Annotated in this window: 20 protein-coding genes and 1 pseudogene; 7 read left to right on the top strand and 14 right to left on the bottom strand. The window is 63.1% G+C overall.

The annotated features are described in order from the left end of the window. Positions 1–6: 6 nt before the first annotated feature. The gene (locus NLX68_RS25160) at positions 7–498 is read left to right on the top strand and encodes an OmpA family protein (protein WP_254286304.1); all 492 of its coding nucleotides are present in this window, start codon (positions 7–9) and stop codon (positions 496–498) included. A gap of 1 nt (position 499) precedes the next feature. Here NLX68_RS25160 and NLX68_RS25155 read toward each other — a convergent pair. From NLX68_RS25155 to NLX68_RS25145, 3 genes and pseudogenes are all read right to left on the bottom strand, one after another. Continuing rightward, positions 500–634 (bottom strand): annotated as a pseudogene (locus NLX68_RS25155) (LysR family transcriptional regulator); the annotation flags it as partial. A 479-nt stretch (positions 635–1,113) separates the two neighbouring features. Beyond that, positions 1,114–1,542 (bottom strand): MarR family winged helix-turn-helix transcriptional regulator, encoded by a 429-nt coding sequence (locus NLX68_RS25150; RefSeq protein ID WP_254286294.1) that lies wholly within the window; start codon positions 1,540–1,542, stop codon positions 1,114–1,116. Then, on the bottom strand, positions 1,539–1,964 hold the full coding sequence (locus tag NLX68_RS25145) for an SRPBCC family protein (protein WP_254286293.1): 426 nt from the start codon (positions 1,962–1,964) through the stop codon (positions 1,539–1,541). The genes NLX68_RS25150 and NLX68_RS25145 overlap by 4 nt, the downstream gene beginning before the upstream one ends. A gap of 125 nt (positions 1,965–2,089) precedes the next feature. On the opposite strand from NLX68_RS25145, the gene NLX68_RS26485 reads away from it, so the two are divergent. Both NLX68_RS26485 and NLX68_RS25135 read left to right on the top strand, forming a co-directional pair. After that, entirely contained in the window at positions 2,090–2,467 is a 378-nt protein-coding gene (locus NLX68_RS26485; RefSeq protein ID WP_302056353.1) for a transposase, read from the top strand. 110 nt (positions 2,468–2,577) lie between these two features. Continuing rightward, positions 2,578–2,781 carry a hypothetical protein gene (locus NLX68_RS25135; protein WP_254286303.1) on the top strand — a complete coding sequence of 68 codons (204 nt, stop codon included), beginning with the start codon at positions 2,578–2,580 and terminating at the stop codon, positions 2,779–2,781. A gap of 120 nt (positions 2,782–2,901) precedes the next feature. Here the strand turns inward: NLX68_RS25135 and NLX68_RS25130 are convergent, their stop codons facing one another. Further along, positions 2,902–3,852, bottom strand: coding sequence for a LysR family transcriptional regulator (locus NLX68_RS25130; protein ID WP_254286292.1), 951 nt, complete (start codon positions 3,850–3,852; stop codon positions 2,902–2,904). A 136-nt stretch (positions 3,853–3,988) separates the two neighbouring features. Between NLX68_RS25130 and NLX68_RS25125 the strand changes: the two genes are divergently transcribed. Both NLX68_RS25125 and mmsB read left to right on the top strand, forming a co-directional pair. Beyond that, positions 3,989–5,515: a CoA-acylating methylmalonate-semialdehyde dehydrogenase gene (locus tag NLX68_RS25125; RefSeq protein ID WP_254286291.1), complete on the top strand. Its 1,527-nt coding sequence runs from the start codon at positions 3,989–3,991 to the stop codon at positions 5,513–5,515. Positions 5,516–5,525: 10 nt separating this feature from the next. Further along, a complete protein-coding gene (gene mmsB / locus NLX68_RS25120; RefSeq protein ID WP_010226922.1) occupies positions 5,526–6,413 on the top strand; it encodes a 3-hydroxyisobutyrate dehydrogenase in 888 nt (295 codons plus the stop codon). A gap of 102 nt (positions 6,414–6,515) precedes the next feature. On the opposite strand, the gene NLX68_RS25115 is transcribed toward mmsB, so the two are convergent. After that, on the bottom strand, positions 6,516–6,860 hold the full coding sequence (locus NLX68_RS25115; RefSeq protein WP_254286290.1) for a cupin domain-containing protein: 345 nt from the start codon (positions 6,858–6,860) through the stop codon (positions 6,516–6,518). A gap of 105 nt (positions 6,861–6,965) precedes the next feature. Continuing rightward, positions 6,966–7,874: a LysR family transcriptional regulator gene (locus NLX68_RS25110; RefSeq protein ID WP_254286289.1), complete on the bottom strand. Its 909-nt coding sequence runs from the start codon at positions 7,872–7,874 to the stop codon at positions 6,966–6,968. Between the two features lie 101 nt (positions 7,875–7,975). Here NLX68_RS25110 and NLX68_RS25105 point away from each other — a divergent pair, with 101 nt between their 5' ends. Continuing rightward, a complete protein-coding gene (locus NLX68_RS25105; RefSeq protein WP_010226919.1) occupies positions 7,976–8,734 on the top strand; it encodes a TSUP family transporter in 759 nt (252 codons plus the stop codon). 3 nt (positions 8,735–8,737) lie between these two features. On the opposite strand, the gene NLX68_RS25100 is transcribed toward NLX68_RS25105, so the two are convergent. The 7 genes from NLX68_RS25100 to NLX68_RS25070 are packed head-to-tail and all read right to left on the bottom strand — an operon-like array spanning position 8,738 to position 15,450. Further along, a complete protein-coding gene (locus tag NLX68_RS25100) occupies positions 8,738–9,670 on the bottom strand; it encodes a phosphatidate cytidylyltransferase (RefSeq protein WP_010226917.1) in 933 nt (310 codons plus the stop codon). Position 9,671: 1 nt separating this feature from the next. Further along, positions 9,672–10,295: a 1-acyl-sn-glycerol-3-phosphate acyltransferase gene (locus NLX68_RS25095; RefSeq protein ID WP_254286288.1), complete on the bottom strand. Its 624-nt coding sequence runs from the start codon at positions 10,293–10,295 to the stop codon at positions 9,672–9,674. 11 nt (positions 10,296–10,306) lie between these two features. After that, entirely contained in the window at positions 10,307–10,765 is a 459-nt protein-coding gene (locus tag NLX68_RS25090; protein WP_254286287.1) for a hypothetical protein, read from the bottom strand. Then, complete coding sequence (locus NLX68_RS25085; RefSeq protein ID WP_254286286.1) at positions 10,762–12,081, bottom strand: phosphatase PAP2/dual specificity phosphatase family protein; 1,320 nt, start codon at positions 12,079–12,081, stop codon at positions 10,762–10,764. Before NLX68_RS25085 ends, NLX68_RS25090 begins: the two co-directional genes overlap by 4 nt. Further along, entirely contained in the window at positions 12,081–13,835 is a 1,755-nt protein-coding gene (locus NLX68_RS25080; RefSeq protein WP_254286285.1) for a bifunctional alpha/beta hydrolase/class I SAM-dependent methyltransferase, read from the bottom strand. Before NLX68_RS25080 ends, NLX68_RS25085 begins: the two co-directional genes overlap by 1 nt. 30 nt (positions 13,836–13,865) lie before the next feature. Next, positions 13,866–14,471 carry a CDP-alcohol phosphatidyltransferase family protein gene (locus NLX68_RS25075; RefSeq protein ID WP_010226907.1) on the bottom strand — a complete coding sequence of 202 codons (606 nt, stop codon included), beginning with the start codon at positions 14,469–14,471 and terminating at the stop codon, positions 13,866–13,868. 46 nt (positions 14,472–14,517) lie between these two features. After that, a complete protein-coding gene (locus NLX68_RS25070) occupies positions 14,518–15,450 on the bottom strand; it encodes a LysR substrate-binding domain-containing protein (RefSeq protein ID WP_254286284.1) in 933 nt (310 codons plus the stop codon). Between the two features lie 77 nt (positions 15,451–15,527). Here NLX68_RS25070 and NLX68_RS25065 point away from each other — a divergent pair, with 77 nt between their 5' ends. Beyond that, positions 15,528–16,292, top strand: a complete 765-nt coding sequence (locus NLX68_RS25065; RefSeq protein ID WP_254286283.1) for a sulfite exporter TauE/SafE family protein — start codon at positions 15,528–15,530, stop codon at positions 16,290–16,292. Here NLX68_RS25065 and NLX68_RS25060 read toward each other — a convergent pair. After that, complete coding sequence (locus NLX68_RS25060) at positions 16,282–16,596, bottom strand: putative quinol monooxygenase (RefSeq protein WP_010226903.1); 315 nt, start codon at positions 16,594–16,596, stop codon at positions 16,282–16,284. The genes NLX68_RS25065 and NLX68_RS25060 overlap by 11 nt on opposite strands. Positions 16,597–16,764: the final 168 nt, after the last annotated feature.

Raw genomic sequence — 16,764 nt, 5'->3', positions numbered from 1 at the left:
ATTCACCTGAGCCAACGTCTACGTTTTCACGTTATCTGCCTGGCCCTGGCGCTGTTCGCCCTGGGCGGCTGCCAGAGCGTGCCGCCCAAGGGCCTCACTGCCGAACAGATTGCCTTGCTCAAGCAAGAGGGCTTCCAGCTCACCGATGAAGGCTGGGAGTTCGGCCTGTCGAGCAAAGTGCTGTTCGGCAGCGATGTCGACACCCTCAACGCCCAGAGCCGGAGCATTGTCGAGCGCATCGGCAAGTCGCTGCTGTCGGTGAACATCCAGGGCGTGCGCGTCGATGGCCACACCGATGCTTCGGGCCGCGCCGCTTACAACGAGCAGTTGTCCACGCGCCGGGCACAGAGCGTGGCCAAGGTGCTGATTGCGATTGGCATGCGCGCCGAGAACGTCGAAACCCGTGGCCTGGGCAGCAGCGAGCCGGTGGCCAGCAACGACACCCGCGCCGGACGCCTGGAAAACCGCCGGGTGTCGATCGTGGTCGCCTCCGACTGAATCAGTCGGCAAAACTCATCGTGCGCGACTCGCCCATCAGCAGCGGGGTGTTGCGCTCGGTGACATTGCGGATGTAATCCCATAGCAGGGTAATCCGCTTCAACTTCCTCACGTCTTCGCGGCAGTACATCCAGAACGACAAGGAGGGAAAGGGTTAACCCAATGATTACGGGGGCTAACCGCAATGAGCGTATTTCCACAGGAGCACCCTGTCACAAGTGCTGTCACAACCCACACGTTGCCCTTAAGGCCGAATTGTCGGTTGGCGAGTCCCTAATTACAGGCGCCATGGCATCTACTACCTACGATTTCGGTTGACCGGCAGCGTGAATCGTGCGGTTTCTGTTTCTCTGAAGACCAGCGACCGCAGAAGGGCTATGGACGCCTCGGGTCATCTCACATCATCACTTCAAGCCTTCCACTTGGATCGTCCTGATGCCTCATGGAATGATCTGCGGGAACATCTGCTGACGGTGGCGAGACGTACTCTGCTTTCTGCTGATGACGGTCACGCATTACGCCATCGGGGCGATTCAAAGGGCATGATTACTCCCCCCGCTCTTTATTGAGGACTACGGTCGAGAATGGGCCTTCAATGCGTTGTTGTTAGCGCAGTCAAGCGTTGCGTTTCAGAAAGAACTCCCTATCGAACGCTTCGACAATTGGCATGGCAATGCGCAACTGATGGTGGCCATCGTTGCTGAGGGACACCAGATTCGCACGATGGTCTTCCGGATTCGTCCGCCTTTCGAGAAGCCCATCTCTTTCCAGACGAGATACGATTTGCGAAATATGCATGCGGTCCATACCGGTAAAGTTCGCGATGCCATGCTGAGTGACCAGTTCGCATTCTCGAGTTAGCCAGCCGCATACCGCTAGGATGGCGAACTGCGGCTGGGTGAGCCCCAGGGGTTTCAGGCAGGCATTGAGTTGGCGTTGCCAGTCCAAGAAGTCGCGCCAGAGTCGGAATCCTGGGCTGCCGCTCGGTCCCGCGTAAGCAGAGCCACTCCAGTTCGCCTCGACGGCTGGTTTGCTCGTACTCATGATGTGCTTACCTGGGCTTCACTGAATTGCTTGAGGGCGCGCATCGTATTAGGCAGCGATGCCTGAATGGACTTACCGACCAAGTACCGAAATAGAAAGCTCAAAGGTCCGGAGAATTCGACCCAATGGGTTGCCACAGTCCATCCTTCGCTCTCCGCTAGTCGGTGCCCGAACAACATGCGGCATAACGGCAACCAACTCTGGACCGAGAACGACTTGCCTTCGGTCACTTCGACGATCTGTATATTGGCCTTAGGCCCAGTCCTTGGCTTCAGCCAGCCCTTTGCTCCCAGCATGAGACCGTCGGGCAGGCTTGCACTGGCCACTTCTGGGTCCCAATCGGCCCAGCATGCGGCGTCCTGATACAGCCGGAACACCTGCTCGGGCTTCGATCTAATCTCAATGGACTCTTCGATTTGCATAGTCCGCACCTTTTGTCGGTTGTTGAAGCATAATGGTAAATGCATTTACAAAAATAAACTACAGAACACTCTCATTTGAGGAAAATCTAGCCACTCGATGCCCTTGAATTGTTTTGGAGGGCGAGATGAGCCTCAATCGGCTGCGCGCTGATCAGTGGGAGCGGATCAAGGATCTGTTGCCTGGAAAAGTCAGCGACCGAGGTGCCACGGCCCGTGATAATCGACTGTTTGTAGAAGCTGTGCTGTGGGTGGCCCGAACCGGAGCCTTGTGGGGCGTTCTAGTTTCCACTCCCCAAGACTGTCATCACCAAGCATGGATTTATGCTCATCTCTGGGCAAGGATGATGCCAAGTGCGTGTGCGTGTACGGATTTCCATAATGTTTGGCACCCCCCATCAGCATACAAACGTGGGGTATTGAACACAGTCGATCAGGCTCCATGGATTAGTGGCAACGAACACCAGAGCAGGAACGAAGCCATCATGCCCATCAGAGGATTTTGACCATGTAACGTTCCCGGTTTGCGTTGGATTCCCAATCCTGATTTGAGGGGGAATTGGGTTTGTGGCAAATGGGGTTACGCTTACGCAAACCACCCTACTGAGCCTCACCCATAGACAAAGCCAACACCACCGCTGACACACTCGAACTACTCCATCTCAACCAAATAGCCATACGGGCGGCGATAGAGGAAGTCAGCACTTGGATTCGTCAGCGAGGCTCGATCAACGTTCATGACAACGTGATGGCTGCCCTACAAGCTCTCGATACCAACGCAGATGCCATAGCCTCAGCGATTGAGCGCCTTCGGGAATGAATGGTCACTGCTGCGCAGCCGGTCACCGATGAGCATGGAGCCATGAAGGTGGACTGTCACAAGTCGTTGTCATGGCGCCTTCGGTGTCGGTAGGATGGGGAACCCTTACTCCTTGTCGATCTACTCCTCGGCAAAGCTCATCGTGCGCGACTCGCCCATCAGCAGCGGGGTGTTGCGCTCGGTGACATTGCGGATGTAATCCCATAGCAGGGTAATCCGCTTCAACTTCCTCAAGTCTTCGCGGCAGTACATCCAGAACTGCCGGGTAATCGCCACCTCCTCCGGCAGAATCGCCACCAGGCGCGGATCCTGCGCGGCCAGAAAACACGGCAGTATCGCCAGGCCACGACCCTGCTGGGCTGCGACGTACTGGGCGATTACGCTGGTGCTGCGCAGGTTGGCGCTGGCGGCCGGGATCAGGTTGGCCAGGTACAGAAGCTCGGAGCTGAAGGCCAGGTCGTCGACATAGCTGATGAACTGATGCCGGGCCAGGTCGCTGCTGCGGGTGATCGGCTCGTGGCTGTCCAGGTATTCCTGGGTGGCGTACAGGCGCAGGCGGTAGTCGCACAGCTTGCAGCACACATACGGCCCATGTTCCGGGCGCTCCAGGGCGATGACGATGTCGGCCTCGCGCTTGGACAGGCTGATGAAGTGCGGCAGCGGCAGGATGTCCACCGAGATCGCCGGGTAGGCGTCGACGAAATGGCTCAGCTGGGGGGTGACAAAGAAGCTGCCGAAGCCCTCGGTGCAGCCCATGCGCACATGCCCCGACAGCGCCACGCCGGAGCCCGACACCTGTTCGCAGGCCATGTGCAGGGTGCTCTCGATCGACTCGGCATAGCTGAGCAGGCGCTGGCCCTCGGCGGTAAGGACAAAGCCATTGGTCCGTGATTTTTCGAATAACAGGGTGCCCAGTGCCACCTCCAGCGAACTGATCCGCCGCGACACGGTGGTGTAGTCGACACCCAGGCGTTTGGCCGCGCTGCTGGCCTTGCGGGTGCGCGCCACTTCGAGAAAGAACTTCAGGTCATCCCAGTTCAACGACCCCAGGGAGGTGATGTTTTTTTGCATGTTGGTCCGGCTTTTATGTGCGTTCTTATTAGATGTTTGCACATCTATACTCCAAAAAAGCCCTGGACCCAAGCGCCCGCTGTGGCTGACCCGGCGGCGTCGATCTCTCCCTAACAACAATTTCAGGAGAACGCACATGAACGCATCCCTTACTCCCGGCCAGACCAAGGTCGAGCAGGTCAAGCTGCTGATCGATGGCCAATGGGTCGAATCGAAAACCAGCGAATGGCGTGACGTGGTCAACCCGGCCACCCAACAAGTGCTGGCCCGCGTACCCTTTGCCACCGCCGAAGAAGTCGACGCCGCGATTGCCGCCGGCCAGCGGGCGTTCAAGACCTGGCGCGACACCCCGATCGGTGCGCGCATGCGCATCATGCTCAAGCTGCAGGCGTTGATCCGTGAACACTCCAAGCGCATCGCCGTGGTCCTCAGCGCCGAACAGGGCAAGACCATCGCCGACGCTGAAGGCGATATTTTCCGCGGCCTGGAAGTGGTCGAGCATGCCAGCAGCATCGGCAGCCTGCAGATGGGCGAATTCGCCGAGAACGTCGCCGGTGGCGTCGATACCTATACCCTGCGCCAGCCGATCGGCGTTTGCGCCGGTATCACCCCGTTCAACTTCCCGGCGATGATCCCGCTGTGGATGTTCCCGATGGCCATCGTCTGCGGCAACACCTTTGTGCTCAAACCGTCCGAGCAGGACCCGCTGTCGACCATGATGCTGGTGGAGCTGGCAATCGAAGCCGGTGTGCCGGCCGGCGTGCTCAACGTCGTCCATGGTGGCAAGCAGGTGGTCGATGCCCTGTGCACCCACAGCGATATCAAGGCCATCTCGTTCGTGGGTTCCACCGAAGTCGGTACCCACGTCTACAACCTGGCGAGCCAGCACGGCAAGCGCGTGCAGTCGATGATGGGGGCCAAGAACCACGCGGTGGTGCTGCCGGACGCCAACCGCACGCAAACCCTCAACGCCCTGGTCGGTGCCGGTTTCGGTGCGGCCGGTCAGCGCTGCATGGCCACCTCGGTGGCGGTGCTGGTGGGCAAGGCCCGCGAGTGGCTGCCGGAGCTCAAGGAGCTGGCCTCCAAGCTCAAGGTCAACGCCGGTAGTGAGCCGGGCACCGATGTCGGCCCGCTGATTTCCAAGCGCGCCAAGGAGCGGGTGCTGGGCCTGATCGAAAACGGCATCAAGGAAGGCGCCACGCTTGAACTCGATGGCCGCGAGGTCAGCGTGCCGGGCTACGAGGAAGGCAACTTTGTCGGCCCGACCCTGTTCTCCGGGGTGACCACCGACATGCAGATCTACACTCAGGAAATTTTCGGCCCGGTACTGGTGGTGCTGGAAGTCGACACCCTCGACGAAGCCATCGCTCTGGTCAACCGCAACCCCTTCGGCAACGGCACCGGCCTGTTCACCCAGAGCGGCGCGGCGGCGCGCAAGTTCCAGACCGAGATCGACGTCGGCCAGGTCGGCATCAACATCCCGATCCCGGTACCGGTACCGTTCTTCAGCTTCACCGGCTCGCGCGGCTCCAAGCTCGGCGATCTGGGCCCGTACGGCAAACAGGTGGTGCAGTTCTACACTCAGACCAAGACCGTCACCAGCCGCTGGTTCGATGATGACAGCGTCAACGATGGCGTGAACACCACCATCAGCCTGCGCTAAGGAGCTCATCATGCGTATCGCATTCATCGGCCTGGGCAACATGGGCGCGCCCATGGCCCGTAACCTGATCAAGGCCGGGCATCAGCTGAACCTGTTCGACCTGAACAAGACCGTGCTGGCTGAACTTGCCGAGCTCGGCGGACAGATCAGCAGCTCGCCGCGTGACGCCGCGCAGCAGAGCGAGCTGGTGATCACCATGCTGCCAGCTGCTGCCCACGTACGCGGTGTGTACCTCAACGAAGACGGTGTGTTGGCCGGTGTCAAGGCCGGTACCCCGGTGGTCGATTGCAGCACCATCGACCCGCAGACGGCCCGCGATGTAGCGGCTGCTGCGGCCAAGCAGGGCGTCGACCTGGCCGACGCACCGGTGTCCGGTGGGACTGGCGGCGCTGCAGCCGGCACCCTGACCTTCATGGTTGGCGCCAGCGACGCACTGTTCGCCACCCTGCAGCCGGTGCTGGCGCAGATGGGCCGCAACATCGTCCACTGCGGCGATGTCGGCACCGGGCAGATCGCCAAGATCTGCAACAACCTGCTGCTGGGCATCTCCATGATCGGCGTATCCGAGGCCATGGCCCTGGGTAACGCGCTGGGGATCGACACCAAGGTACTGGCCGGGATCATCAACAGCTCAACCGGCCGTTGCTGGAGTTCGGACACCTACAACCCGTGGCCAGGCATCATCGAAACGGCCCCGGCATCGCGTGGCTATACCGGTGGCTTTGGTGCCGAGCTGATGCTCAAGGACCTGGGGCTGGCCACCGAGGCGGCACGCCAGGCGCACCAGCCCGTGATTCTTGGTGCGGTGGCCCAGCAGCTGTACCAGGCCATGAGTTTGCGTGGCGAGGGTGGCAAGGATTTCTCGGCGATTGTCGAAGGCTATCGCAAGCCCGAGTAAAAAGAGCATCGCCAGCAAGGCTGGCTCCCACAGGTACTGCGCACACCTAACTCTGTGGGAGCTGGCCTTGCCAGCGATGGGCTGCCAAGGCAGCCCCGGCGGTCAGGCAAAAACGAAATACTTGCGCACCGTCTCCACCACCTCCCAGGTGCCTTTCATCCCAGGTTCAATGACGAACACGTCACCGGCCCGCAGATGCACTGGTTGTTCACCTTCCGGGGTGATCACGCAATAGCCATCCAGAAAGTGACAGTACTCCCACTTCTCGTAATTGACCTGGAAGGTGCCCGGCGTGCAGATCCAGGTGCCCATGATCTTGCTGCCATCGGCCGACACATAGGCGTTGAGGTTGACGGTGTGCGGGTCGCCGCCGATGCGTTGCCACTTGGTTGCATCCAGCACGGGGGTAGGGCAGGTCTCGCGCAGCACGGTGATGAAATCGGACATTCCAGGCTCCAGAGGATTGCTCAAAGGCCTGTCACCATAGGGGCGATTGGCACTTGGCAGATGTCTGGTCTCGACCTTTGGGTGTCTGGGAGCGCAAAACCGTGATTAGCGTTCGAGGCTGTCGCCGAAGCTGCGGATCACTTCCAGCAGCGCCTTGACCCGTTGCGCCAAGGTGCCGGCCGGGTACACCGCGTGCATTTGCGGGCTGTCACCGTTGCTGGCGGTCAGCCGGTACTCCGGGCAGACCCGCCGCAGGCGCCCGGCCTGCACCTCGGGTTCGGCCAACCAGTCGGCCAGGCGGGCGATGCCGACACCGGCCAGGGCGGCCTGGAATACCGCGACCCCGGAGCTGAAGCGAAACTTCGGATGCACCCGCAGGCTGACGGCCTGATCGGCGCTGCGAAACTGCCACTCCTTGAGAATCCGCGGCGCGGTATGCAGGATCAGCGCGTGTGCTTCCAGGGCCTCGATCGATTCGGGTACGCCGTGCTTTTGCAGGTACGCAGGGCTGGCATACAGCGAACGTGAGTAGCGCCACAGCGGGTAGCCGATCAGTTCACTGTCCTGGGCAAAGGCGCCACGAATGGCGAAGTCCAGTTTGCTCTTGGCCGGGTCGAGCGGCTCGTCGCTGAAGATCACATCGACGTTAACTTGCGGGTAGCGCTCGCCGTACTGGGCAATCAAGCCGGGCAATACCGGCGCCAGTGATTCGGGGGCGGAAAACCTCACCCAGCCGGAGGCCAGGCCACTGAGCCCGGCCAGTTCTTCATCGGCCTCGCGTTGCAGATCAAGCATTTTGTTGGCATAGGGCAGCAGGCGCTCGCCGGCCTCGGTCAGGCTTACGGCGTTGGCCGAGCGATTGAACAGCTTGGCCCCGGCGTTTTCTTCCAGGGCCTGCACAGCACGGGTCACCGCACTGGGCGAGCGCCCCAGGGCACGCGCCGCCGCGACGAAACTGCGCTTGCGGGCAACCATCGCCAAGGCTTCCAGCTCTGCCAGCATATTCAGGGCCATGCACTACCTCGTTGCAGTTTTCGCAATATGGCATTGCAACACAAAAACCGCACGTTGGTTAACCTTGGCGCGTCCATCCGTCATCGTCAGAGCCTGAATCCATGGTCGATCTCGTCATTCTTTGCGTGTTTGCCTTTGCCGCCGGCCTGATCGATGCCGCGGTGGGCGGTGGCGGGCTGATCCAGATCCCGGCGCTGTTCAACGTGCTGCCAGCCTCGCCACCGGCGGCCCTGCTGGGCACCAACAAGGTTGCTTCGGCATGCGGTACGGCGTTTGCCGCACGCTCGTTCGTGCGCAAGGTGGTGATCGACTGGAGCCTGGTGATCCCGGCGGCCTGTGCGGCCTTTGCCATGGCCTTCGTCGGCGCGGCGACGGTGTCGCTGGTGCCGCAATCGCTGATGCGCCCGGCGGTGCTGGTGCTGATCGTACTGATGGCGATCTACACCTTCTGGAAAAAGGACTTCGGCGCCCTGCACAAACCGATGCGCATCGGCACCCGCGAGAAACTGCTGGCGATCGTCATCGGCGGTGCCATCGGTTTCTATGATGGCCTGTTCGGGCCGGGCACCGGCAGCTTTCTGATCTTCCTGTTCATCCGCTGCTTCGCCTTCGACTTCCTCCATGCGTCGGCGTCGGCAAAGCTGGTGAACATCGCCACCAACGTCGCCGCGCTGATGTTCTTCATCCCTACCGGCAACGTGCTCTACCTGATCGCCATTCCCATGGCCGCCTTCAACATCCTCGGTGCGCTGACCGGTACCTGGCTGGCGGTGCGCAAGGGCGTGCCGTTTGTTCGCGCGCTGTTTCTGGTGTTGCTGCTGATCCTGATCGGCAAGCTGTCCTACGACCTGTTGCTGTAACGGTCACACCCACCAGTAGCGCACGAAGTGGAAGAACACCGGTGCGGCGAAGCACACCGAGTCCATGCGGTCGAGCATGCCGCCGTGGCCTTCGATCATATGGCCCCAGTCCTTCACGCCGCGGTCGCGCTTGATGGCCGACATCACCAGGCCGCCGGCAAAGCCCATGAGGTTGACGGTCAGGGCCATCAGTGCCGCCTGCCAGAAGCTGAACGGAGTGATCCAGCACAAGGTGGCACCGATCAGGGTGGCCAGGGCCACGCCGCCGACCAGGCCTTCGACGGTCTTTGACGGTGACAGCTTGGGCGCCACCTTGTGCTTGCCGAACAGCTTGCCGCAGACGTACTGCAGCACATCGGAGATCTGCACCACGAGGATCAGCCAGGCGATCAGCAGCAGGTTGCGGCCTTCGTATCCGGGGATCTCCAGGGTCATCAAGGCCGGTACCGAGGACAGGCAGTAGACCGCGATCATCAAGCCCCACTGCACCTTCGAGGCGCGCTCCAAAAAGCGCGTGGTATCGCCGCCGAAGCTGGCCAGGATCGGCAGCAGCAGGAACAGATAGACCGGGATGAAAATGCTGAACAGCCCGTACCAGTCCATGGCAATCAACAGGTACTGCACCGGCAGGGCGACGTAGAAGGCCGCAACCAGTGCCGGGTAGTCGCTGCGCCGGGTCGGCGTCAGCGTCAGGAACTCACGCAGGGCGTAGAACGACACGCAGTAGAACAGCAGGATCACCCCCAGCTTGCCGAACAGGAAGGCCAGGCCGATGACCAGGACCATCACCCACCAGGCGTTGATCCGTGCATTGAGGTTGTCGATGACGGCGTGGGGCGCCGGGCCCGCGCGCCATTTGAGCAGACGGCCGATCAGGCTGGCGAGCAGCAGCAGGCCGCCGATGCCGGCGAACAGTGAAAGGGTGTTGTTGTCCATCTCAGGATTCCTTCGGGGCCAGGGCCAACAGGGCCTGGCGGGCCCGGTCGAGAAACGCGTGCTTGCTTTCGTCCGCCTGCAGTTGCAGGGGCTCGCCAAAGCTCAAGGTGCACAGCAAGGGCAGCGGCAGGGCGCGGCCCTTGGGCATGACCCGGTTGAGGTTGGCGATCCAGACCGGGACCACCTCGACGTGCGGGTGAGCGCTGGCCAGGTGAAACAGGCCGCTCTTGAACGCCAGTAACGGCTCGTCGCTGAGGTTGCGCGTACCTTCGGGGAAGAAAATCAGCGAGTCGCCCTGGGCCAGCGCCTCCTGGATCGGCTGCAAGGGGTTGCTTGTGGCGTCGCTGTGCTGGCGGTCGATCAGCACGCCATTGAACACCCGCTTGATCAGGAACTGGCGGATGCCCGGCTTTTGCCAGTAATCGGCACCGGCTACCGGCCGCGTGTGCTGGCGCAGCGGCTGGGGCAGCGATGCCCAAATCAGCACGAAGTCGCCGTGGCTGCTGTGGTTTGCGTAGTACAGCCGTTGCACCGGTTGCGGCGTGCAACCCAGCCACAGGGCGCGGGCGCCGGTGATCAGGCGGGCGACCGAGGTGATGGCAAAGGCGGTGAGGGCAGCAAGCATGGGCAAGGTCCTTATCCGGCAGCGTGAAGCAAGGGCAAAAGCAGGATGCTGGCCAACGCCAGCACGGCTTGTACGGCAAAGCACAGCAGTTGTTTGCGCAGCAGGCCCATGGCCGCCAGGCTGCGTGCCTGCCAGTCGCGCTGATCGAGCGGGTTGGCCTTGAGCCCCAGGCTGAACAGCGACTGGTCCAGTACCTGGGTGTGCTGCGTGAGCTGATTGCTGCGGGCGGCCAGGTGCGCAAACAGATCGGCATCCAGCGCTACGCGCAGGGCGAAGAATTTCTGCAGCAAGCCTGCCAACAGCAACAGGCTGCACAGCACAGCGCTGAACCAAGGGGCGGGCGCGTCGATCAGCAACGCCGCCAGGCCAAAAAATACCGCCAGCAGGCTGATCCCGTCGGCCAGGCGCTCAACCTGCCGACCGCGCTTGAGCAGGCTGGCGACCAGGGCCAGGTGGATTTCGCCGCTCACAGGCAAGGCTCCGTTTGCAGGCGTTCAATCACCTGCAGGTGCTGCGGATGCAGGACCACCCCGGGGCGTGCCTGGCTAATGCGTTGCTGCGCTTGCCCGGCATCGGCGCAGCGCCCGCTGAGCACCAGCCAGGCAGCCACGGCGCTGGCGCTGCGTGAGTAACCGAGGGCGCAGCAAACCAGCACCGGGCCCTGGGTGCGCAGCTGTTCGATGGCCGTTGCCGCTTCCCGGCAGCGCTCGGCCGTGGGCACGACCAGGTCGAGGCTGGGCAGGGCGCAGTAGGCCTGGCCCGGGGCGAGCGAGGCCGGCAGTTCGGCGCACAGATCGACAATGGCGGCGAAGTGCGCGGCCTGCCCCTTGCCCGGAATTCGCCCGAGGTACACGCCATCGCACACTTCATCCGCTTCGGGATGACGCCGCGTCCACCCGCGTGAGTTGAGCCAGGCGCCAATCAGGTAGGGCGCCAGCAACCAGCGCGCGGCATACGAGAGCCGGCCATCGGCACCTTTCTGAAAGCCTTCGGCGCCCAGTTGCGCATAGTTGAGCGCCACCAGCAGCAACGCGACCGCCGGCCACATCAACCACAGGGCAGCACCGCCGAGGTACAGCGCCAGCCCCACCAGCAATGCCGCTCCGGCCCCATAGCGCAGCGCCAGGCGCCAGCGCTGCGGGTCGCGGGCCAGTTGCAGATGGCGCAGCACCGGCCGGCCCTCGACCGGCCACAGCCAGACGCACAGCACGCCCACCAGCGCGCCGCTGGGCAGGTCGATAAAGTGATGTTGCCAGGTGGTCAGCACCGATACGCCGATCAGTGCCATCCAGCCATGCACCAGCAAGCGCGGCAGCCTTGCGTGGATATGCCGGGCAAACATTGCCCAGATGATCACCAGCAAGGCGATGTGCAGCGACGGCGCCTGGTTGAACGGTTTGTCGAAGCCCATCAGCACATCGAACAACCAGCCGAACAGGCCATCCAGCGCTGGCCGTTCGACGGTAAAACGCAGCGGCCAGAGCAGAAAGCCCAGGATGCAGATGAGCTGCGCGCTGAGCAGGCGCAGGGCGTGGCGGTCCATCTCCAGGCGGCTCAGCGGCAACAGGAACGACAGGCCGTAGAGCAGGTCGATCGACCAGTACGGGATGATGGTCCAGGGCCACAGCGGGATGCCGCCTTCCCAGGCGAACACCAGGCTGCCGACGTCGTTGCGCCCGGCGGTGTAGGTGTTGGTCAGGCCGTAGCTGAGAAAGAACAGCGGGCCGAGCAACAATAGCCAGAGCACCCCGCGCTTGATCAATCCGGGCTCGCGCGCAATGCTCATCAAGCGACCCGCTGGGCCAGGCTGACGCTGAAGATGCCCCACTCATCGATCCGCTGGCAGACCTTGCGAAAGCCTGCCGCCTCCACCAGTTGATCCATCTCCACCTGGCTGCGCCGGCGCATCACCCAGGCCTGGCCTGCGCGATGGCTGGTCAGGGCACGGGCGATCATCTCCAGCTGCGGGTGCCAGGGTTGGCCGGTGTACACCAGGTAACCGCCGGGCTCCACCGCCTGGGCCAGGCCGCCAAGGGAGTCGCCAACCATCTGGTTACTGGCGAACAGTTCATACAGGCCGGAAACCACCGCCAGGGTCGGGCGCGGGTCGAGGCTGGCCAGGCTCTGGGCATCGAAGGCATCGCCCTGGACGAAGCGGGCAATCTCGGCCAGGCCTTTTTCGGCGATCAGCGCGCTGCCCTGCTGGACATTGAGCTCGCTGTAGTCGCGCAGCAGGATCGACTCCGGCTTGCGCTCAAGGCCCTGCAACGCTTCAAGGATGTAGCGGCCATGGCCGGCGGCGATATCGACGATATCCACCGGCTTGCCCTGTTCGCGCAGGCGTTCGATGGCCAGGCGCAGCAGTTCTTCGACATGCAGCTTGCGCTGGCGGATGCCGCGCCAACCGATGGCATTGAGGTAGTTCTGGTCGATCATGCGTCCGATCGCGCCCTTGCCGGTGGGCTGGTTGCGGTAGATGTAGTCCAGGGTGCTGCCGGAGTCGAAGCCGGTGTCGAAGCCCAGTTTGACCCCATCCGACAAGCCTTTGCCAAGGCGCAAGCCGGCGCGGGTGGCGCGCCAGTAGAGGTCCGCTGGCGAGTTGCGCGGCAGCGGCGCGGCCAGGCTTTCGGCCTCGGCGCAGCTGGCGCCCAGTCGGTCGGCATCGAGCAGCGAAGGGCGCTGCGGCGCCTGGCTGAAGCAGTGCTCGATAAAGCGCCGGATCCGCGCCAGGGCATGGCTGCGGTCCCGCTCGCCAAGGGTGTCGTGGAAGAACCCGGGGAGGATGTGTTTCTCTTTATGCACGCTACCCAGGCGCTCGAAGAACTGCTCCTGGGGTTTGCGCTTGACCACGAAGTCTGCGCCGGAAATCAGCACCTGGGTCGGCACCTGGATCGCCTGGGCATCGGCCACCACGCGGTCGGCGGCTTCATACAGGCCAAGCAGCATGGTCACCGAGATCGGCCGGCTGATCAGTGGGTCGCTTTCATACGAAGCGATGCGCTCGGGGTCGTGGCTGAGCAGGCGCGGCTTGACGTAGCTGTTGACGAAGAAGTTGCCGCGCCAGGCGCGCATCAGCTTCAGCCCCGGGCGGGCAAACGGCACGTACAGCTTGACCTTGAAGGCCGGCGAGGCCAGTACCAGGCAACGCACCTTGGGCGCGTAGTCGTGGGCCCAGGTGGCGATCAGTACGGCTCCGACGCTTTGCGCCAGTACCGCCATGTCCTCTTCGGCGATGCCGTGCTCGCGGGCGATATGTTCGATGAAGGTCTGCACGTCGCGCACACTGCAGGCGAAGCTCGGGCTGTCGCCACGGGCCCCGGGCGACTGGCCGTGGCCACGGGCGTCCCAGGCGAAGATGTCGTGGTCGGGCAGTTGCAGCTCATCGGCCAGATGCGCCATGCGCCCGCCGTGTTCGTGGCCGCGGTGGAACATCACCACGGCGCGGCGCGGCTGGTCGTCAGCAATGTTGGCGGGCCAGTGGCGGTAATGCAGTTCGACGCCATCGTGGGTGGTGAAATGCAGCGATTGCGCGTTGCGCATGGCAAATATCCTTATCTGGCACAAAGAGCTTCAGCGGGTTTGCGCCAGACCGCGGCTGACCCGGTTGTAGAGGGTATAGAGCGAGAGCAGCAAGATCACCAGCAGCACGCCGTTGATCCAGCTGGCCGGCAACAGCCCGCTGGCAACGCCGGCGCCCAGCACGCCGAAGGCAAAGGCACGGTCGCTCTTGCCCATGGGCCCGTCGTAGCGGCGCTCGGCACCGACCAGCGGGCCCATGACCCCGGCGTATTCACTGATCAGCGCCGCCAGCACGACGATCACCAGCAGCGCCGCCGAGACGCCCGGCAGCAGCGCGAAGGGTAGGTACAGGGCGCTGTCGGCGATCAGGTCGCAGAGTTCGTTGTAGTAGGCGCCGAGCTTGGATTGCTGGCCGAATTCACGGGCGAGCATGCCGTCGATGGCATTGAGGGCCATGCGCAGCAGCATCCACACCGGCACCAGGGCGAACAGCCAGGTGACCTGCGGGAGCCAGGCCAGCAACAGGCCAAGCAAGACGGAAACCACGGCGGCGCTCAGGGTCACCTGGTTGGCGGTGACACCGCGTTGGTACAGGCGCTCGACCGTCGGGCGCAACAGCGCCTGAAAGCGGGGTTTGAGCTGGTAGATCGACGGCACGGTGAAACTCCCTTTACGACTCGGTTGGCGATCAGTGCAGCAGCAACTAGGTCCGCGGGGGCGATTGTCGGTGGATTGCCCCTGTCGGAGCAATAGCGCCGGCACTCAGGCAGTCGAGCAGGGCCCGTGCATGCCCGGGCAGGCTGGCAAAATCCCGGCTGCACAGGCGCAACTGGCGGTTGGCCCACGGCTCGTTCAGCGCCAGGCTGCGCAAGGGCAGCAGCCCCTGCCAACGCTGCACGGCGGCCATTGGCACGATGCCCAGGCCGGCACCATGGGCGACCATGCGGATCACCCCGTCAAAGCCGTCGGCGCGCACCCGTACCTGCAGGCGCCGGCCCAGGTGCAGGGCTTGCTCTTCAAGGTGCAGGGCGAGGGCACTGTCGGCTTGCAGGCCGACATAGCCGTGGCCGAGGGTATCGGCAAAGCGCAGGCTGGCGTGGCTGGCCAGCGGATGCCCGGGCGGCATGATCAACATCAGCGGGTCGTCGCGAAACGGCAGGGTCTGCAGGTGCTCGCTGGCCACCGCGCTGGAGATGATGCCGATTTCCGCCACGCCTTGGGTGATCGCCTGGACGATGCGCAGGCTGGGCAGTTCGTGGATATCGAGATCGATGGCCGGGTGCTGTTGGAGAAAGCCTGCGAGCAATTCCGGCAGGTATTCGGTCAGCGCTGCGGTGTTGCACAACAGCCGGACCTGGCCCTGCAGGCCCTGGGCGTACTGCCCGAGGTCGAACTGCAGGCGCTCGACCTGCTGGCCGATCAGCCGAGCATGCTGCAGCAGCGCCTGCCCGGCAGGCGTGGCCTGCACGCCTCGGCGGTTGCGCTCGAGCAGCGGCGTGCCCAGTGAGCTTTCCATGGCGCGGATGCGCGCGCTGGCGGCCGGCAGCGACAGGTGGCTGCGCTGGGCGCCGGCGGTGATGTTGCCGCACTCCAGGGTGTGCTGGAACAGGCGCAGGTCAATCAGGTCGAAATGCATCAGCCTCTTCCTTGGCAATAGTCTGGCTGAGTATATGGCAGATTTTCAGCCTGGGTGGCGAGGTGCAGGATAGCGCCATGACTACCTTCTTTGGCTTCTATCACGCTATCGGCCCAGCGCTGTCGCTGCTGGTCATCGCGACCTTCGTGCTGGCCGGCGCGGTCAAGGGCGTGATCGGTTTGGGCTTGCCGACCATTGCCATGGGCCTGCTGGGCATGGCTATGTCTCCGACGCAGGCAGCGGCCCTGCTGATTGTGCCCTCGACATTGACCAACCTCTGGCAACTGGCCTTTGGCGGGCACCTGCGGGCGCTGCTGAAAAGGCTGTGGCCGATGCTGGCGATGATCTTTGTCGGCACCTTGCTGGGCAGCGCCTGGCTGGGCATCAACAGTGGCGCCTGGGCGGCGCATGCCTTGGGTGGGGCGTTGCTGGTGTATGCGTTGTATGGCCTGTTCGGGCGCGGGGTGAGCCTGGCGCCTGCGCATGAAGCCTGCCTCGGGCCGTTTTGCGGGCTGATCACCGGAGTGATCAGCGCTGCCACTGGGGTCTTCGTGATTCCTGCGGTGCCTTATCTGCAGAGCCTGGGCCTGAGCCGCGACGAAATGGTCCAGGCCCTGGGCCTGTCGTTCAGCGTCTCGACCCTGGCCCTGGCGATCGGCCTGGCGGGCCAGGATGCGCTCGGCGCGCAGGCCCTGGGCGCGTCATTGCTGGTGCTGGCGCCGGCGCTACTGGGCATGCTCGGTGGCCAGTGGCTGCGTCAGCGCATCAGCGCCGAGCTGTTCAAGCGCTGTTTCTTTATCGGCCTGTCCCTGCTCGGCGCGCACCTGTTGCTTAACGGCTAGCCGAAGAGGGGCTGAGCATGTCGATCAACTGGATGTCGAAGTCGCGCTCCAGATAATCCATGCGCTTGTCGAAAAACGCCTGCATGTGCGGCAGGGCCGAGTGCACATCCAGCGCCGCCTTGCTGGCCCAGATCTCGTAGAACACGAACAGGCTGGGGTCTTGCTTGTCGCGCAGCATGTGGTACTCGATGCAGCCTGGCTCTTGGCGACTTGGCTCGACGTAGGCGCGAAACAGCGCTTCGAACGCTTCGGACATTTCCGGACGGGTCTTGGCTTTGAGAATGAAACCGTACTGCTCGCTCATGAAGAAGCCTCTGAAAGGAAGGGGGTTAAACGATTCTAAGGCAACAATAAGCGCTGGATTCGTGCTTTTTGGTCAAATGTATTTTGCCCCGGCGCGGCTGTTTCCCCGCGAGGCCGGCCCCTATTCTGCCGCCATCAAATTCACTCGGTCACAGGCTCCGTTGCCCCT

It is taken from the genome of Pseudomonas sp. SBB6, assembly GCF_024213215.1.
GTDB classification, from domain to species: Bacteria; Pseudomonadota; Gammaproteobacteria; order Pseudomonadales; family Pseudomonadaceae; genus Aquipseudomonas; species Aquipseudomonas donghuensis.
This window is presented reverse-complemented; position numbering and strand designations above follow the sequence as displayed.

Excerpts from the sequence above, each read along its gene's own strand:
- NLX68_RS25145 (WP_254286293.1), bottom strand. The coding sequence starts at position 1,964 with ATGCAAATCGAAGAGTCCATTGAGATTAGATCGAAGCCCGAGCAGGTG.
- NLX68_RS25110 (WP_254286289.1), bottom strand. The coding sequence starts at position 7,874 with ATGGCCCTGAATATGCTGGCAGAGCTGGAAGCCTTGGCGATGGTTGCC.
- NLX68_RS25150 (WP_254286294.1), bottom strand. The coding sequence starts at position 1,542 with ATGAGTACGAGCAAACCAGCCGTCGAGGCGAACTGGAGTGGCTCTGCT.
- NLX68_RS25100 (WP_010226917.1), bottom strand. The coding sequence starts at position 9,670 with ATGGACAACAACACCCTTTCACTGTTCGCCGGCATCGGCGGCCTGCTG.
- NLX68_RS25085 (WP_254286286.1), bottom strand. The coding sequence starts at position 12,081 with ATGAGCATTGCGCGCGAGCCCGGATTGATCAAGCGCGGGGTGCTCTGG.
- NLX68_RS25060 (WP_010226903.1), bottom strand. The coding sequence starts at position 16,596 with ATGAGCGAGCAGTACGGTTTCATTCTCAAAGCCAAGACCCGTCCGGAA.
- NLX68_RS25105 (WP_010226919.1), top strand. The coding sequence starts at position 7,976 with ATGGTCGATCTCGTCATTCTTTGCGTGTTTGCCTTTGCCGCCGGCCTG.
- NLX68_RS25115 (WP_254286290.1), bottom strand. The coding sequence starts at position 6,860 with ATGTCCGATTTCATCACCGTGCTGCGCGAGACCTGCCCTACCCCCGTG.
- NLX68_RS25080 (WP_254286285.1), bottom strand. The coding sequence starts at position 13,835 with ATGCGCAACGCGCAATCGCTGCATTTCACCACCCACGATGGCGTCGAA.
- mmsB (WP_010226922.1), top strand. The coding sequence starts at position 5,526 with ATGCGTATCGCATTCATCGGCCTGGGCAACATGGGCGCGCCCATGGCC.
- NLX68_RS25065 (WP_254286283.1), top strand. The coding sequence starts at position 15,528 with ATGACTACCTTCTTTGGCTTCTATCACGCTATCGGCCCAGCGCTGTCG.
- NLX68_RS25095 (WP_254286288.1), bottom strand. The coding sequence starts at position 10,295 with ATGCTTGCTGCCCTCACCGCCTTTGCCATCACCTCGGTCGCCCGCCTG.
- NLX68_RS25070 (WP_254286284.1), bottom strand. The coding sequence starts at position 15,450 with ATGCATTTCGACCTGATTGACCTGCGCCTGTTCCAGCACACCCTGGAG.
- NLX68_RS25130 (WP_254286292.1), bottom strand. The coding sequence starts at position 3,852 with ATGCAAAAAAACATCACCTCCCTGGGGTCGTTGAACTGGGATGACCTG.
- NLX68_RS26485 (WP_302056353.1), top strand. The coding sequence starts at position 2,090 with ATGAGCCTCAATCGGCTGCGCGCTGATCAGTGGGAGCGGATCAAGGAT.
- NLX68_RS25125 (WP_254286291.1), top strand. The coding sequence starts at position 3,989 with ATGAACGCATCCCTTACTCCCGGCCAGACCAAGGTCGAGCAGGTCAAG.